The sequence below is a fragment of the Halorubrum kocurii JCM 14978 genome, assembly GCF_000337355.1.
Classification (GTDB): domain Archaea; phylum Halobacteriota; class Halobacteria; order Halobacteriales; family Haloferacaceae; genus Halorubrum; species Halorubrum kocurii.
The window spans coordinates 1-16,037 of sequence record NZ_AOJH01000040.1 but is presented as its reverse complement, the minus strand read 5'-3'; the positions used below and the strand labels follow the sequence as shown (position 1 = coordinate 16,037).

Here is a 16,037-nt window from a genome sequence, read left to right as displayed (position 1 = left end):
AATAAACAAAAGCGTACTGCCGAAGGCCCGTCTGTCGGGTCGGCGAGCCCGCCGTCGCCCGCGACCGACGGCTATTCGTTCCGGCCGCTCTCACCCGTACCCGTGCTCAGATACGTGACGACGAACCCCGGAAAGGTGCGCGAGGCGGAGCGCTACCTCCGGGACGGCTCGGTGGAGCGACTCGACTTCGACTACCCCGAGATCCAGGCCGCGGAGCTGGGACCGATCGCCGCGCAGGGCGCGCGCGAGGCGTACCGACACGCCGGCGGGCCGGTCCTCGTCGACGACGCGGGGCTGTTCGTCGAGGGGCTCGACGGGTTTCCCGGGCCCTACTCCTCGTACGTCGAGGAGACGCTGGGGATCGAGCGCGTCCACGACATCGCCGCCGACCTCGACGACCGCCGGGCCGCGTTCCGCTGCGTGCTCGGCTACTGCGACGGCGACGGGTTCGCCGCGAGCCCGGACCCGATCGACCGCGGTGACCGCGACGCGGCCGCGGCGGCGGGGCCGAACGGGGAGGGGAAACCCGCGGACGAAGGCGAGTCGGCCGACGTGCTCCCGGTCAAGCTGTTCGAGGGGTACGTCCCGGGTCGGATCGTCGCGCCACGCGGGGAGGGCGGGTTCGGCTACGACCCGATCTTCGAACACGACGGCGAGACGTTCGCCGAGATGGACACCGACCGGAAGAACGCGGTGTCGCACCGCGGCCGCGCGCTGGAGAAGTTCGCCGAATGGTACGCGGACCGGTGAGCCGTTAGGTCGCGGGGCGGCGACGGCGGTCGAAACGGCGCCTAGGCCGCGTCGGCGATCGCCGCGGTGAGGAGGTCGCAGCCGAGTTCGATCTCGCGCTCAGTGACGTCGAGCGGCGGGAGGATCCGGAGCACGTCGTGGCCGCACGCCAGCGTGAGCAGGCCGCGAGAGAACGCGTGTTCCAGGACCGCGTCGCGGCGCTCCTTCGAGTCGAACTGGAACGCGAGCATCAGCCCCTTGCCGCGCACGTCGTCGACGCCCGGGAGGTCGGCGTCGCGCATCGTCTCCTTGAACTGTCGTCCCCGGACCGTGGCGTTGTCCATCAGGTCGTGCTCGCGGATCGCGTCGAGCGTGAGCGCGCCCTGCGCGGAGGCGATGACGTCGCCCGCGCCCCACGTCGACGAGAGCCGGCTCTTCTCCTCCGGGAACACGTCCGATCGGGAGATCGTCGCGCCGACGCGGAGCCCCTTCGCGCTGGAGATCACGTCGGGTTCGAGGGCGTAGTGGTCGGAACCCCACAGCTCGCCGGTGCGGCCGACTCCTGACTGGATCTCGTCGGCGATCAGCGTGATGTCGTGCTCGTCGACCAGGGCCGCGATTTCGTCGGTGAACGCGTCCGAGGGGAACCGGTAGCCCCCCTCGCCCTGGATCGGCTCCATGATCAGGTACGCCACGTCGTCCGGGTCGATGTGCCCGCGCTCGGGGTCGAGCTTCTCGCGGAGGCGCGAGTCGCCGTCGGCGAAGAAGCCGCACGAGCAGGTCTCGGCGGTGCAGGTCCGGTCGTCACAGAAGGGCGCGTCGTGGACCCCGCTGATCTCCGGGAACTCGCGGCGGTACACGGACTTGGAGCGGTTGAGCGAGAGCGCGCCGAGCGTTCGGCCGTGGAACGCGCCGTCGAACGTGATCGCGTGCTTGGCGCCGTCGGAGTCGTCGTACGCGATCTTGATCGCGTTTTCGACCGCCTCCGCCCCCGAGTTCGAGAGGAAGACGGTGTCCATGTCGTAGTGGGCGGTGACCTCCGTGAGCCGCTCCATCAGCCCGGACGACCCCGGGAGCCCGTCGCCGGGCGACTCCCCGCCGGCGACGTAGAAGTCCTGCCCCGCGATCTTCAGCGGGTCGACCAGGTCGAACTCCGCGAGCGGTTCCATGATCAGCGGGTTGTTGTACCCGAGCGGCGCGGCGGCGACGTGGCTCGTGAAGTCCATGAGGACGTTGCCGTCGACGTCGGTACAGAAGGGCCCCTCGGCGGGCGCGGTGCGGTCCCAGACGAACTCGTAGACGTACGTGCTCGGCGCGGCCGACTCGTGGTGGTACTCCACCCACTCCCGCGCGCGGTCGCCCGGGAGGTCGGTGACTTCGGGGGTGGCCGTGTGGCGATCCATGTCGACGAGTGACACCCGAGGAGAATAAAATCAAGGCGGTCCGCGCTGAGTTGGAGAAATATCTAACTCCGGTGCAGATCGGTCGATATGGATGAAAACTGGTGGGAACACGGAGCGGAGAAAGCGGAGGGCGTTGGAGCGGAGAGCGGAGAAAGCGGAGGACGGGAAGAGCAGAGACGAGCGAGAGACCGGACGCTACGGACCGCCGTCTCGGCGCCGGAGCCGAGGGGTCGGTCAGTCAGTGGTCGACGTACTGCGCTTCCCACTCGGTCCGCGCGTCGATCTCGCGTCGGCCGCGCCGGGTCAGCGTGTAGTAGTTCGTGCGCCGGTCGCGTTGGCCCTTCTCGACGAGCCCCTTCTCGACGAGCGTGTCGAGGTTCGGATAGAGCCGACCGTGGTGGATCTCCTTCTCGTAGTAGTCCTCGAGCTCCTCTTTGATTGCGAGTCCGTGAGGCTCGTCCAGACCGGCGATCACGTAGAGCAGGTCACGCTGGAAACCTGTGAGGTCGTACATGCAACGGCTCGTACATACCCATCCTGAATAAATAAATATACCGTTATAAGAAGCGCCCATCTCTCCGTGACCCCGCCATATCCGCGTATATGCCGAGATCAGTTCTGTCAGCGTATCAACCGTCTTTCGGATTCGATCGCCGTTGAGCCGGGACCGCGTCATTTCCGAATTGTGAGAGTTTCGCCGCGGCGAGCGATCGCCCGGCAACGAGGAGAGCGCGGCGGAAGGGGCCCTCTGCTGTTCGTCAACGGTCTCCGGGAGGCGTTCGCGAAAGGCGGTCGACGGGGCGGTGGGGCGGTCGCCGCCGGGCGCGCGACGGCGCAGTCGCTCGTCGGTGTTGGCTATCATCGGAAAGAGGCACGCCCGACGCGGAAAAAAGCCGCGTCGGGCCTGCCATTGGTCCCCGCTGACGCTTCGGCCCTCCAGACGAAGCGTCACCTGTGCGTACAGTGTACCGGTTGATAAACCTAACGAGCGCGCGCTACATGTGTTCTTCTTCTAACACCCACCCGAGCGCGCGCTTGTAGTGCGTGAACAGCTCCTCGACGCCGCGGTGCTGCATCTCCTCGTCGTCGAGCTGGTCGCGGAGGAACTCGTACTGCTCGCGAACCTCGTCTTCGGAGCGCATGGACACCGGTACGGCTCTCGGGGGCATAGTGTTGTGGCCGAGACCGGTTCCTGAGCGCCCGACGCGGACAGAACGACCGTGTCAGACCGCTGCTTCCCACACTCCAGAAATGAAAGTGCCGATACCACCAGAGAGACAGGCTTTCCCAGCATTTCGCTGGAGTACCGTATTCCGGAAGTTTCAATTATTGGAAATTACAAAATGTATATAAGCTAACACGTACAGTGATCAGTTGGGAGTGTGTAACATGGGAGCATACACCAGCGAGGAGATAGACCGGCGACTCGCGCTGTTGGCTCAGTCCGAGCGGCGAGCGATTATCCGGTATCTGCGGGAAAGCGAGGCGGACACCGTCCCGGTCGGAGAGATCACGCGCCACCTCCGGGAGTCGGATGCGACGCGGGACGGACGCGACGACATTGCCATCGAGTTACACCACAACCACCTTCCCAGCCTCGCCACGACCAGCGTGCTCGACTTCGATTCGTCTTCCGAGGCGGTTCGGTACAACGGCGACGAGCTCGTCGAAATGCTCCTCGAATCGATTCCGGAACCACACACCGCGGTCGGGTGAACACCTCACACGCCGGCCGCCGGTGCCTCCGCTAGCTCCTCCGCCATCAATTTCTTCGCCACCGACTCCTCCGTCGCCCGACGCTCGCCCGGAACGATACGTTGATACGTCGACCGCCGGTATCCGATGAGACGATGGACGACCGGACGCGCGAGTACCTGAAGGGGCGGTTCGGCGACTACTACCGCCGGGCCTCGCCGGCGCTCCCCCCGGACGCGAACCTCCGCGAGTGGGGCCACATCCCGTGGACGCCCGGGTCGGGCACGACGATGCTCCGGCACCAGTCGCTGTACGACCTGGGCGACGTCGACACGTTCTTCGCGGACAACGCGCCCCGGCACGCGTACTTCTCGGCCGCCCGCTACGACGACCCCGGCGCGTCGACGATGTCGGGGAAGGAGTGGCGCTCCGCCGACCTAGTCTTCGACCTCGACGCCGACCACCTGCCCGGGGTCGACCCGGACGCGACCTCCTACCCCGAGATGCTCGCCGAATGCAAGGGGGCCCTCCGTCGGCTCCTCGACTTCCTCGACGACGACTTCGCGTTCGACGACCTCACCGTCGTCTTCTCCGGCGGCCGCGGCTACCACGTCCACGTCCGCGACGAGGACGTGCGGGAACTGGACAGCGAGGCGCGCCGCGAGGTCGTGGACTACGTCCGCGCGATCGACCTCGACACCGACGGCCTGATCCGGACGGTCTCCGAGCGCGGCACGACCAAGCGCGTCCTCCGGACCGAGGGCGGCTGGGGCGCGCGCGTCCACGAGGCGCTGATCGAGTACGCCGACGACCTCCGCGACATGGACGAAGACGACGCCCGCGAGCGGCTGATGGAGCTCGACGGGATCGGCGAGGGCCGCGCGGAGACGATCCTCGGCGCCTTCGAGCGAAACCCTACCGCGGTCCGCGAGGGTAACGTGGAGGCCGGCGGGCCGGGCGTCCGCCGGCTCGTCTCCGCGCTGGCCGCGCGCGTGACCGCGACCGACACCGCGCCGATCGACGAGCCGGTCACCACCGACACCCGGCGCCTCATCCGCCTCCCGGGGACGCTGCACGGCGGCTCCGGGCTCGTCGTCACGCCGATCGAGCGCGACGCGCTCGACGACTTCGACCCGCTCCGGGACGCGGTGCCGGAGCGGTTCGTCGGTCGCGAGATACGGATCGAGACCGACGTCGATCGGACGGTAGAATTAAACGGCGAGCGCGTTAGAGTTGAACCCGGTAGAAACGCCGTGCCCGAGTTCGCGGGAGTCTTCCTGATGGCCCGCGGCGAGGCGCGGAAAGCCCCCGAACGATGAACCTCGACGAGCTCAGATCGGCCCAAGCGAAGGAACGCCGCAAGGACAGCCTCCAGCACCTGCGGGACTCCTTTTACGACGACGTCGCCGCGTACGTGGCCGACCTGCGCGCGGCCCGCGACCGCCGCGCCGAGCAGGTCGAGAAACCGTTCTCGGACGACGACGTGCGGCGCATGTCCGACGAGGTCGAGACCGCCGAGGAGGTCGCGGAGGCGCTGTACGAGCGCCGCGTCGGCAAGGTCGTCAAGCTCGCGTCGTTCGCGGCGGCGGACATGCCGGTCGACGCCGACGGCATGACCACGGAGGAGCGGCAGCTGTTCGACGACCTCGTCGACCGCATCGGCGACAACAAATCGCGCGTCCTCGACGTGCTCGCCGGCGAGGTGTCGGTCGACGAATCCGCGTCTGCGCCCGACCCCGAGGCCGCGACCGCCACCGCTTCCCCGCCCACGACCGAGGGGACCCCCGAACGAGAGCAACCGACGGAGACGGCCGCCGCCGACTCGCGCGAGGACCCGGCACCGCCCGCCCCGGAACCGGAGCGCTCGGGCGAGAGACCCGACGCCGGGGACGGAAGCGGCGCGGTCGCCGACGCCCTCGCCGGGGCCATGGGCGGCGCGGACGACGAAGTCGCGGACGCGCTCGACGCGGCGGCCAGTGAATCGGGGGAGTCCTCCGGCTCGCCCCCGCCGACAGACGCGCCGGAGCACGGAGCGAGTGACGCCACCGGCGAGGGCGCTCTCACCGGCGATGACGCCGCCCCCGATGAGGGCGCCACCACCGACGGCGGCCCGACCGCGGTCCCGCCGGAGCCCGCGCCGCCGGGCGCGCCGGGCGTCGGCGACGACGATGCCGCGAGCGACGCCACCCCGGCCGCGAGCGACGCCCATTCGCCCGACGCCGCCGGCTCGTCCGACGCCGACGAGGTGTCCCGCGAGTCCGACCCGGCCGTCGACGACCGCGCCACGGTCAGGATCACCCGCGACGTGGGCTCGATATTCGGGGTCGACGAGCGGGAGTACGACCTCGCGAGCGAGGACGTCGTCAGCCTCCCCGCCGAGAACGCGGAGCCGCTGGTCCAGCGGGACGCCGCCGAGCGGCTCGACTGAGGTCGCCGCTCGCCGCCCGCCGCGGCTCGGACCGACGAACACTAACGCCGCGGCCGAGTAGGGGCCGGCGATGGAGGTCGAGTTCCTCGGCGGCGCCCGCGAGGTGGGTCGGAGCGCGGTCCTCGTCGACGACGCGCTGCTTCTGGACTACGGCCTGCTGACGGCGGATCCCCCGCAGTACCCCCTCCGCGACCCCGAGCCCGACGCCGCGATCGTCTCGCACGGTCACCTCGACCACGTCGGCGCGGTCCCGGCCCTTTTAAAAGGCGATCGCCGGCCGTCGGTTCACTGGACGCCGCCGACCGCGGCGCTCGCGCGGACGCTGGCGCGCGACACCCTGAAGCTCCACGGCAACAGCCCGCTGTGTCCCTTCTCGGAGGAGCACGTCGCGCGGCTCGGCGAGGTCGAGGAGCGTCACGCGTACCGCGAGCCGTTCGTCGTCGAGGCGGGCGGGACCGCGTACGAGGTGACGCTGTTCAACGCCGGCCACATCCCGGGGTCGGCGCACGTCCTCCTGGACGACGGGGAGACCAGCCTCCTCTACACCGGCGACTTCCACACCGACGACCAGCGGCTGGTCGCCGGCACGACCGCGCGGCCCGACGCCGACGCCGTTATCTGCGAGTCGACGTACGCGGACGTGACCCACGAGGACCGCCGCGCCGTCGAGGACCGCTGGGCGGAACGCGTGAAGACGACGATCTGGGAGGGCGGCACCGTCGTCGCGCCCGCGTTCGCGATCGGGCGGACCCAGGAGCTCATGCTCGTCGCCGACGCCAACGACCTGACGCCCTACGTCGACGGGATGGGCGTCGAGGTGACCCGGCTGGTGCGCCGGTATCCCGAGTTCCTGCGCGACCCGGAGGCGCTCCGCCGGGCGAAGGGCGCCGCGCGCTTCGTCACCGGCCGGGACGGCCAGCGCGAGCGGATCGCCGGCGACAACGAGCTGATACTCACCACCTCGGGGATGCTCTCCGGCGGCCCGGTCCACTCGTACCTCCCGGCGATCCGCGGGAGCCCGACGAACGCGGTGACGCTCACCGGGTACCAGGTCGAGGGAACCCCCGGCCGCGAGCTCCAGGATCACGGCCGGCTGGCGATAAACGGGACGGTGCGCCCCGTGAGCGCCCGGGTCGAGTCGTTCGACTTCTCGGCGCACGCCGACCGCTCGGGACTGGAACAGTTCCTGGAGCCGTATCGCGGGGCGCGGGTCCTCGTGAACCACGGGGACCGCTGTGAGGCGTTCGCCGAGGACCTCCGAGCCGACGGGTTCGACGCGAGCGCGCCGGAACTGGGGGAGCGGATCGAGGTATAAAGGACTCAGTCGTCGCTGTCGTCGACGTCGTCGCTGACGACGGAGGTGTTCCCAACGGTTTCGGCGTCTAGCGGCACGTCGCCGAAGGCGACACCGCTTCCTGCCCCGGGGCTGGCGTGGTTCTCCCCGTTCCAGCTCGGGTGGAAGAACGCGACCCCTTGGTCGGGGAACTCGATGGCCGCCATCCGCTCGTTCGACGCGTTGGACGAGAGCTGCGGTCCGACGGGCGCAGACGTGTTCAGTGCCGAGACCGTCTCAGCGCGCAGCGTTCCCTCGGAGCCGTCCGCACCCGGCTCGGCGTCGGTGAGCCACACGACCGCCTCGACGGTCCCGTTCCGGCCGTCGGTGTCGACGAACGCGTTGCCGACCCCCGTGTATCGGACCCCCGTCACGGTCGGCTCCGCGGGCACGCACGTCACGGTGTGGATGCGATTCAGGGAGACGCTGACGCCGCTACCACTCCCATCGGCCTCGAACAGGAGCGGAACCGACTCTCTCTCGGCGCAGCGCAGCGTGACGTCGACCGCGGCGACGCTCCCGCGGTCGAGCGACGAGGGGGTCTCGACCGACTCGAGAGTCGCGTCCGTCGAAGCGCCGTCCGCGATCGACACGTCGACGTCGAACTCGTCGAGGTCGGTCGCGAACCGGTTGCGGTACTCGACGACGGTCGCGGACTCCCCGTCGCTGACCGCGTCGGTCACCGGCGCGTAGCCGAGGTACGCGCTCTCGTCGTCGGTGATGTTCGCGGTGACGCCGCGGTCGGCCTCCATCGCGGTGAACCCGGCGGTACCGAAGATCAGCCCGACAGCCGCCGCGAACGCGAGCACGAGGCTCAGCGTCCGCAGGGAGCTCATGCGGGCCGGCGGCGACCGGGTCGAAACGCTCATGTTCCCTTGCGGAGCTCGGGCGGTTTCTCGGTGTTGCCGAGACGCGCCCGGCGCCCGATGACGTGGTGAGCGACCGAGGAGATGCCGAAGGCGGTCGCGGTGAACATCCCCACGTCGAGCGCTTCGAACCCGGTGAATCCCGGCGTTCCGGTGGCGACGGCGAGCAGGAGGGAGACGGCGACGCCGGCGAGCCCGACGTAGTAGAGGCTCCACGGGATCTCCCGGCTCCGGAGGACCTCGACGTAGATGTCGAGGCTCTCGAGCTCGGTCGTCGGCTCGACGACGTTCGCCTCCTCGTCGATCGTCACCACGTTCTTCTCCTCCAGCTTCGGCAGGTGCGTGCGCTGGAGCGTGCTGTACACGTTCCGGCGGTCCTCGTACCGGACCTCCTCCGGGTCGATGTCGCGCTCCCACGCGGTGACGTGCGCGGAGAGCTCCGAGACGTCGACCGGGCCCTCCGCGCGCTTGAGCGCGTGGATGACGAACCGTCGTCGCCTGTTCGACAGCACCTCGAAGACCTCCTCTTCGGACAGTTCACCCCCGTCTTGGATCGATTCGTTCGTCGTGGTAGCGGCAGAGACCATGGCTGTGAGCACCTCGAATCCGCGCCGGCGGACTTCCCTCCCCGGAACCGGCGTCGTTCACCTGTAGCGTGTGCGATACTCTGGCATAAATAGGTAGGATAGTTAACTAGTGATAGTAAATATTCTGTCACGAACAGGGTCTGATCGTCGGGCAGGCGATCGGCGACGGAGAACGGTACGCACTCCCGACCGCCTCTTCAGGGAGTCATTGATTACCGAAACTCTCGCCTGAAAGGATTTAGGCGCCGTTTATCCGACTTCAGGCACACCACGATACGAGCGACGAGGAGCGCCCTCGGCGCATCGAGCCGCCCCCGTCACGCAACGAGGCCGGCACGCGAACATGTCGAGAATTTCATAACGAAGTACCTCCCCCCGTATGGACTATTCGAGCGCTCCCGGCCCGGACGTCCGGGTTGCGGGGGTGCGCCAACACAGGTGAGATACGACATGGAACGACGCAAATTTGTGATTGGACTGGGTGCATTGGCTTCGGGAGCAGCGGCCGCGACAGGTACGGGGGCGTTCACGGCGGCAGAACTCGACGGTCGGCAAGCAAACATCGGTGTCGTCAACGACAGCAGCGGCCTTATCGGGCTTGAGGCAGGTGGTTCTGAATACGTCACTAACACTGGTGGGAGTGGCGGCAACGAGCTGATGATCGACTTCAGCTCAACCGGCGGTGGAGAGGGCGTCAATCCGAACTCCACGTACCAAGTCGGTGGACTCGGAGAATTTGATTCTCAAAACATTGATTTGGTTCCAGGCGATCCGACTGTGAAACCGCCGGTCGGTCAGGTTGCTATCGACACGGCGACTCACATCTCAAGCGAGTACGCATTCAAGGTGATGAACCAGACGGATAGCCCGAAGGCTATCGAGGTTACGTACAACGCGAACGAAGAACCATTCCCGGATGGAACGCGTCTCTTCCTCGTCGCGTACTACCCCGAAGGGGACGACAATTCCGAACAGGAGGAGGGACTCGCTGTCGGTGCCGTCGCAGACTCGAACGCCAAGTCTGCCAGTATCATCTTCGACGACCAGCAGTACTCAACTCCCATCGGCTCTGGTAAGCAGTTCTACGTCACAATCCTCGTCGACGTGGGCGGTGCCGATACCAGTACCGACCTCGGCGGTACCCTCACCGTCCGTGCTGGGAGCCACGACGACTTCACCAACGCCGACGCCGAGACGTAACTATAGCCAGCGATACAGCCATGAATCGACGTGACGTCGTGGTCGGGCTGGGAGCGATCGTCGGTACGGGAGCCACGGCTTCCGGAACCGGTGCGTTCGGCGCTGCGGAGGTTTCCCGACAGGCGGAGATCGACATCGTCGACGACAGCGACGGGCTAGTCGGACTTGTCGCCAACGAAGCGATCGCGGGCGTTCAGATGGATTCCGGCGGTGAACTGACGGTATCGATCGGTGACGACGATCCCGGCGTGAACGTCAGTTCAGTCTACCAGTTCGGCGCGTTCGTCACCGACGACGGCGTCGAAGACATCACGGGCGACACGTTCTCCGTGGTCACGGAGGGCGACCCATCGGACATGAGTGAGGGCCAGGATTCCCTCGAATCCGCGTTCGCCGTCGTGAACCAGTCTGCGGAAGACCTGTCGGTCACGGTGGATTTCAGACTGAACGACGATATCGACGGCGGCACCGAGTACGCCTTCGAGCTACAGTCTTCACAGAGCGGGAACGGTACACGGGAAGGACTCGCGACGAGTCCGATAACCACCACCGACCAGCTCACCGCGCAGTTGGCCACCGGCGAGTCGATCGGCGTGTCGTTTGTTATTAATGCACTAGAAGGAGTGGTGACAGACGAGATCTCGGGGAGTCTGAGCGTCTCTGCGACCGCTGTCTAGCGATCCACCAGTTATTTTCGACGGTTGGTCGTCAGGACAATATTGCTTGTTAAATATTGATATTCATATAGATCTAATCCAACAAGCGGCTGCTGATCTGTGGTCGCGACGTCTGACGACCGGATCGATGAGGACGACTGACAGATTCTCCAGAGGCAAGGATAGCTAAGCAGTGGCTCCCGGAGGAATCCCGGTAAAGAGTGTGAGGAGGAGAAACGACCGGACGGGAGGTCCGATTACGCCCCGCCGTCGGTGTACGCCCAGTCGTCGAGGACGCGCTCGGCGCTCGCGTTCGCCTCGGCCGGACTGGGGCAGTCTCCGGCGACGACCTCGCCGGCGAGGTCGCAGGCGAGCGTGTACACGGCGCCCCCGTCGGCGCGGTCGGCGACGCGCTCGAAGGTGGGGCGGTAGGTGGCGGCCGTGCGCTGTCCGGTCTCGTCGAGGGAGGCGTCGATTGCGTACTCGAGCTGACGGACCGCTTCCTCTGGTTCCATACACGTCCGTCTGTGCCGTACCTACTTAAGTGTACTCGGATTCGGAATTGAGTTAATAATTCCTCCGTTCCGGCGCTCGCGGGACCGAGGCCGACGCTCGCGGGATCGACGTTTATACGCGTCGGGCGGTCCGAGCGTGCCCATGGCAGACACAGACGAGCGCGCCGCCGTCGCCGAGCGCGCGGCGCGAGCCGGCGCGCGGGTCGCGAACGACCGGTTCCGGAGCGACATCGACGTCGAGATCAAAGGCGAGGACGACGTGGTGACGGAGGCGGACCGCGCGGCCCAGCGCACCGTGATCGAGGCGATCCGCGAGGCGTTCCCGGACGACGCGGTCGTGGGCGAGGAGGAGGACGAGCGCAAGACGGTCCCCGAGGAGGGCGCCGCGTGGGTGATCGACCCGATAGACGGCACCAACAACTACGTCCGGGACATCCGCGTGTGGGGGACCGCGGTCGCGGCCGTCGTCGACGGCGAGCCGGTCGCGGCGGCCACCGTCGCGCCCGCGCTGGGCGATGTGTACACCGCCGACGCGGACGGCGCGTACCGCAACGGGGAGCCGATGCGCGTCAGCGACGTGTCCGAGCCGCGGCGGGCCGCGGTCGACCCGACGCTGTGGTGGGACTTCGACTCCCGCGACGAGTACGCCGCCGCCTGCGAGGCGATCGTCCGCCGGTTCGGTGACATGCGCCGCCTCGGCGCCGCGCAGATCGTGTTACCGACCGTCGCCGCGGGGGGTCTGGAGGGAGTCATTTCGAACCTCCGAGCGAACCCGTGGGACTCCGTCGCCGGCGTGTTCATGGTCCGACAGGCCGGCGGGCACGCGACGGACTTGGAGGGGAACCGCTGGCGACACGACTCGACGGGCCTCGTCGTCTCGAACGGGGACCTGCACGACGAGGTGCTCGAGGCGGCGCGGGCGATCGACGGACTGGACTGAGGCCGACTCGGGCGGCGGGACCGGAAACGGGGCGTTACGGCGACGTGGACGGGCCGCGGTCCTGCCGCACGGCGAGGGCGCCGTGGTAGAGGATGATCGCGCAGACGAACAGCGCGGAGCCGACGAGCAGGACGAAGCTGACCTGGTCGAGGACCGGCCTCGAGAGCCACGCCGCCGCCTCGCCGAGCGCGACGGCGACGCTCGCGACGAGGAGCATGAGCCCGAAGTAGATGGTCACGTCGTCCTCGTTCACGTACGCGGTCGCTCCCGAGCCGATCCGGGCGCCGAGCGCGCTCCCGAGCAGCAGCGCGGTGACGATCCCGAGGTCGATCACGCCGGCGCGTCCGTAGGTGAACGCCCCGACGCCCCCCGAGAGCAGTCCGGTGAACAGGCTCGTGCCGACCGCGGCCGCGAGCGAGGTGCCGATCACGTAGTAGATCGCCGGCATCCGGACGAACCCGCCGCCGATGCCGAGAAAGCCGGATATCACGCCGACGCCGGCGCTGACGCCGGAAATCGTCCACAGCGACGCCTGCTGTCCGTCCGCCAGCGTCATCATCGGCGGGACCTCGTACGACTGGATCGTCTGAGCGATCGCGGGGACGTCGTCGCTCGTCTCGTCGCGCTCCACGCCCGCTTCGCTCTCGGCCCCGTCTCCCCCGTCGGCCCCGTCGTTCAGCGCGCTTCGCGTGAAGAGGAGCCCGATGGCCGCGAGGATGAAGACGTAGGCGATCCCGACGACCGCCTCCGCGATGCCGAGCATTTCCAGCCCGAACACCAGTCGGCTACCCGCCTCGATCCCGAGGGCGATCCCGACGAACATCAGCGCGCCGAGCCGGTAGTCCACCTGCCCCGAATCGTGGTGTTTCATCGTCGCGATTATCGCGGTCCCGAACACGAACGTCATCGAGCTCCCGATGGCGACCGGCGCGGAGTAGCCGAGGATGAGCAGCGCGGGAGTCACGAGGAACGACCCGCCCATCCCGAAGAAGCCGAAGAACACCCCGACCATGAAGCCGAAGACGACGAAGAGGGCGAACAGGCCGGGAGTGAGTCCGAGTAGCGCGAACATCTATCTCCGGCCGATCTGTTCGAACACGACCGGTCCGAGCCGGTCTTCTAAGATCCCGTACCCCGCGTACAGCAGCACGGCCTCGAGGATCACCACGCCGATCACGGCGAGCGCCGCGACCGTCGGCGACGCACCGGGAAGCAGCTCCGTCCCCGTCATCGGTGTCTCCCTACACTGCGCGCGTTCGGCGCGCTCGCGCTCAGCGAGTCCCGCGGGTCGGTTTGGCTCATATACTAGTCTGTAGCAGGCGACGGGATATAATAGCTTTGGGCTTACTATACAATACTATATCCGTATGACGAACGCGGCGCCATCCGTAACGTATGCGTACATTATGGCTTCGCCTCCGCCTCGATCGCGGTGGTGATTACCAAACCACCCCATGACGAGGCGCTGGTGGTGCGAAAGAGACGCATACCCGGTTCGCGACCGGATCACGGTCGCTCGCCACGCGCGTGGCCGCTGTGCGACCGGACGTGCGGTTGTGGACAAATTAGACTATTCCGCCGAGCTGATCGCCCGGCGGGGGGGCCGCGCACTACTGCTTCGGATCGTCGTCGAGGTACCGGTCCGGGAGGAACGGCGACAGCGCGGCCGGCGCGTACGGGACCACCTGGGCCGCGAGCTCCGCGAGGTGGCGGCGGGTCAGCGTGTACGCGGCAGCGACGACGAGCGTACCGATCACGATCTGCTGGAGCGGCCCGCCGACGAGGTACAACAGGGGAATCGACAGGCCGACCGACAGCGCGAGGTCCTCGAGCGCGCCGTCGTATCGCACCAGTCGCCGCGGCGCGACCCACGTCCCGCGGTAGTGGTCGTACACGGCGCGGTCGGAGTTCCCCTCCCACGGGCGCAGCTCCAGCCCGCCGCCGTACATGTCCGCGACGCTGTGGACGGCCGCGCCGAGGAGGAACAGGGCGGCGCCGACGGTCGCCGCCACCGGCAGCGCGAGGGCCGCGAGGAGGGCAATCGCCGCGAACACGCTGTAGTACACGGGGAAGTGGAGCGTCTTCCGGTGACCGACGTACATGTCCAGGTCCGGGAAGAGCCCCCCGAGGAACCCGGCGACGAAACCGATCGGCGCCAGCTCCGGGGCCACGCGCACCAGCGGCGCGGCGAGCAGCATCCCGCCGAGCACGTGGGTCGGAAGCATCATTGTGGCCTAACCGAAGCGACAGAAGCCTATTAACGTATCGGCGGACCTTGGGGAGTGTTGACAGCGGACCCGAACGGCTCGCACCGACGGGTTCGCGAGGTTCGCGACGGCGGGTTTGCGGCCCACGACGGCGTCCTTATACCGATGGAACCCGGTGACGGCGTATGCTCATGACGCCGGGACCGACCGCGGTCCCCGCTCCAGTCCGCGACGCGATGAGCCGCGAGCTGATAAACCCCGACGTGGACCCCGAGTTCCGGCGGATCTACGACCGGCTGACCGACCGACTGGCGGCGGTCTACGGGGTCGAGACGGACGCGTCGACCGGCGGGCCGGCGCGCGACGTCGTCGTCCCCGGCGGCGAGGGGATCCTGGGGCTCGAGGCCGCGATCGCCTCGCTGGTCGAGCCCGGCACCGAGGTACTGTGTCTCTCGAACGGGCTCTACGGCGACGGCTTCGCCGACTTCGTCGAGTCGTACGGCGGCGAGGCGACGCTGGTCTCGGCGGCGTACGACGACCCCCTCCCCCTCGCGGAGCTCGAGTCTGTCCTCGCCGACGACGACCGCGAGTTCGCGGTCGCGACGATGGTCCACTGCGAGACCCCGACGGGAACCATCAACGACCTCGGACCCGCGCTCGACCTCTTGGAGGAGGCGGACGGGGAGGTTCTCACCGTCGTCGACGCCGTCTCCTCGCTCGGGGGCGTCTCGGTGCCGACCGATCGGATCGACGTCTGTCTGGGGGCGTCCCAGAAGTGTTTCAGCGCGCCGCCGGGGCTCACCACCGCCGCGATCAGCGAGCGCGCGTGGGCGGCGATGGAGGAGCGGGACCCGCACTCGCTGTACACGAACTTCCTGCCGTGGCGCGACACCGACGAGGGGTTCCCGTACACCCACCTCACGACCGAGGTCGTCGCGCTCGACGCGGCGCTCGGGCTGTGGCTGGAGGAGGGGCTCGACGCGGTCCGGGAGCGACACCGGACCGCGGCGGCGCGGTGTCGCGAGCGCGGCGCGGCGCTGGGGTTAGAGCCGTTCCCCGACCCCGAGCGGAGTTCGCCGACGGTGACGGCGTTCGCGGCGCCCGGCCGGGCCGAGGAGTTGCAGACGCGGCTTCGCGAGGAACACGACGTGCTCCTCGCGACCGGGTTGGCAGAGATGGCCGACGACGTGCTTCGAGTCGGGCATATGGGACACAACGCGCGGGTCGAGCGCGTGGACGAGGCGATGGACGCGCTGGAGGACGTGTTGTAAGTAGTGAGTGGAGCGGTCGCGGGTGAATCCGGTTTTGACGCGTACGTTCGTTTATAAGTGGTTACTTCCGATTCGGTGGCGAACGCCTCCGAAGGCCCAGCCGGTCACTTTTAAATCGCTGCTGCCGGATCGACGGTGAACACCGCCAAAGCCCCAGCCGTCCGCAACCGCACAGCACCTCACGCCTCCCCAGCCTCGTCAGTCGCC

General features: G+C 68.1%; 18 protein-coding genes. 9 read left to right on the top strand and 9 right to left on the bottom strand.

What is annotated here, in order from left to right; all coding sequences use genetic code 11:
* Positions 1-102 precede the first annotated feature (102 nt).
* Positions 103-750: a non-canonical purine NTP pyrophosphatase gene (locus tag C468_RS05135; RefSeq protein WP_008847813.1), complete on the top strand. Its 648-nt coding sequence runs from the start codon at positions 103-105 to the stop codon at positions 748-750.
* Positions 751-791: 41 nt separating this feature from the next.
* Here the strand turns inward: C468_RS05135 and C468_RS05130 are convergent, their stop codons facing one another.
* From C468_RS05130 to C468_RS18530, 3 genes are all read right to left on the bottom strand, one after another.
* Positions 792-2,132 carry an aminotransferase class III-fold pyridoxal phosphate-dependent enzyme gene (locus tag C468_RS05130; protein ID WP_008847812.1) on the bottom strand — a complete coding sequence of 447 codons (1,341 nt, stop codon included), beginning with the start codon at positions 2,130-2,132 and terminating at the stop codon, positions 792-794.
* 238 nt (positions 2,133-2,370) lie between these two features.
* Positions 2,371-2,646 carry a PadR family transcriptional regulator gene (locus C468_RS05125; protein ID WP_004046948.1) on the bottom strand — a complete coding sequence of 92 codons (276 nt, stop codon included), beginning with the start codon at positions 2,644-2,646 and terminating at the stop codon, positions 2,371-2,373.
* Between the two features lie 481 nt (positions 2,647-3,127).
* Positions 3,128-3,274 carry a hypothetical protein gene (locus C468_RS18530; protein WP_008847811.1) on the bottom strand — a complete coding sequence of 49 codons (147 nt, stop codon included), beginning with the start codon at positions 3,272-3,274 and terminating at the stop codon, positions 3,128-3,130.
* A 247-nt stretch (positions 3,275-3,521) separates the two neighbouring features.
* Here C468_RS18530 and C468_RS05120 point away from each other — a divergent pair, with 247 nt between their 5' ends.
* From C468_RS05120 to C468_RS05105, 4 genes are all read left to right on the top strand, one after another.
* Positions 3,522-3,848, top strand: coding sequence for a DUF7344 domain-containing protein (locus tag C468_RS05120; RefSeq protein ID WP_008847810.1), 327 nt, complete (start codon positions 3,522-3,524; stop codon positions 3,846-3,848).
* Positions 3,849-3,982: 134 nt separating this feature from the next.
* Entirely contained in the window at positions 3,983-5,146 is a 1,164-nt protein-coding gene (gene priS / locus C468_RS05115; protein ID WP_008847809.1) for a DNA primase small subunit PriS, read from the top strand.
* Positions 5,143-6,255, top strand: a complete 1,113-nt coding sequence (locus C468_RS05110; RefSeq protein WP_008847808.1) for a DNA replication complex subunit Gins51 — start codon at positions 5,143-5,145, stop codon at positions 6,253-6,255. Before priS ends, C468_RS05110 begins: the two co-directional genes overlap by 4 nt.
* 70 nt (positions 6,256-6,325) lie before the next feature.
* The gene (locus tag C468_RS05105; RefSeq protein WP_008847807.1) at positions 6,326-7,570 is read left to right on the top strand and encodes an MBL fold metallo-hydrolase; all 1,245 of its coding nucleotides are present in this window, start codon (positions 6,326-6,328) and stop codon (positions 7,568-7,570) included.
* 5 nt (positions 7,571-7,575) lie between these two features.
* On the opposite strand, the gene C468_RS05100 is transcribed toward C468_RS05105, so the two are convergent.
* Positions 7,576-8,457, bottom strand: a complete 882-nt coding sequence (locus tag C468_RS05100; RefSeq protein ID WP_152422876.1) for a hypothetical protein — start codon at positions 8,455-8,457, stop codon at positions 7,576-7,578.
* Positions 8,454-9,041 (bottom strand): DUF7344 domain-containing protein, encoded by a 588-nt coding sequence (locus tag C468_RS05095; protein WP_008847805.1) that lies wholly within the window; start codon positions 9,039-9,041, stop codon positions 8,454-8,456. The genes C468_RS05100 and C468_RS05095 overlap by 4 nt, the downstream gene beginning before the upstream one ends.
* Before the next feature lie 450 nt (positions 9,042-9,491).
* Here C468_RS05095 and C468_RS18985 point away from each other — a divergent pair, with 450 nt between their 5' ends.
* The gene (locus C468_RS18985; RefSeq protein WP_241430985.1) at positions 9,492-10,241 is read left to right on the top strand and encodes a hypothetical protein; all 750 of its coding nucleotides are present in this window, start codon (positions 9,492-9,494) and stop codon (positions 10,239-10,241) included.
* A gap of 20 nt (positions 10,242-10,261) precedes the next feature.
* Positions 10,262-10,918 (top strand): hypothetical protein, encoded by a 657-nt coding sequence (locus C468_RS05085; protein ID WP_008847803.1) that lies wholly within the window; start codon positions 10,262-10,264, stop codon positions 10,916-10,918.
* Between the two features lie 236 nt (positions 10,919-11,154).
* Here C468_RS05085 and C468_RS05080 read toward each other — a convergent pair whose 3' ends face one another.
* Positions 11,155-11,412 carry a hypothetical protein gene (locus tag C468_RS05080; protein WP_008847802.1) on the bottom strand — a complete coding sequence of 86 codons (258 nt, stop codon included), beginning with the start codon at positions 11,410-11,412 and terminating at the stop codon, positions 11,155-11,157.
* A 142-nt stretch (positions 11,413-11,554) separates the two neighbouring features.
* Here C468_RS05080 and C468_RS05075 point away from each other — a divergent pair, with 142 nt between their 5' ends.
* Positions 11,555-12,352 carry an inositol monophosphatase family protein gene (locus C468_RS05075; protein ID WP_008847801.1) on the top strand — a complete coding sequence of 266 codons (798 nt, stop codon included), beginning with the start codon at positions 11,555-11,557 and terminating at the stop codon, positions 12,350-12,352.
* Positions 12,353-12,386: 34 nt separating this feature from the next.
* Here the strand turns inward: C468_RS05075 and C468_RS05070 are convergent, their stop codons facing one another.
* The 3 genes from C468_RS05070 to C468_RS05065 all read right to left on the bottom strand — a co-directional run bounded on the left by C468_RS05070 (position 12,387) and on the right by C468_RS05065 (position 14,580).
* On the bottom strand, positions 12,387-13,424 hold the full coding sequence (locus tag C468_RS05070; RefSeq protein WP_008847800.1) for a sulfite exporter TauE/SafE family protein: 1,038 nt from the start codon (positions 13,422-13,424) through the stop codon (positions 12,387-12,389).
* Positions 13,425-13,583 carry a DUF7512 family protein gene (locus C468_RS18525; RefSeq protein WP_008847799.1) on the bottom strand — a complete coding sequence of 53 codons (159 nt, stop codon included), beginning with the start codon at positions 13,581-13,583 and terminating at the stop codon, positions 13,425-13,427.
* Between the two features lie 379 nt (positions 13,584-13,962).
* Positions 13,963-14,580 carry a metal-dependent hydrolase gene (locus tag C468_RS05065; RefSeq protein WP_008847798.1) on the bottom strand — a complete coding sequence of 206 codons (618 nt, stop codon included), beginning with the start codon at positions 14,578-14,580 and terminating at the stop codon, positions 13,963-13,965.
* A gap of 164 nt (positions 14,581-14,744) precedes the next feature.
* Between C468_RS05065 and C468_RS05060 the strand changes: the two genes are divergently transcribed.
* On the top strand, positions 14,745-15,830 hold the full coding sequence (locus C468_RS05060; protein ID WP_008847797.1) for a pyridoxal-phosphate-dependent aminotransferase family protein: 1,086 nt from the start codon (positions 14,745-14,747) through the stop codon (positions 15,828-15,830).
* Positions 15,831-16,037 lie beyond the last annotated feature (207 nt).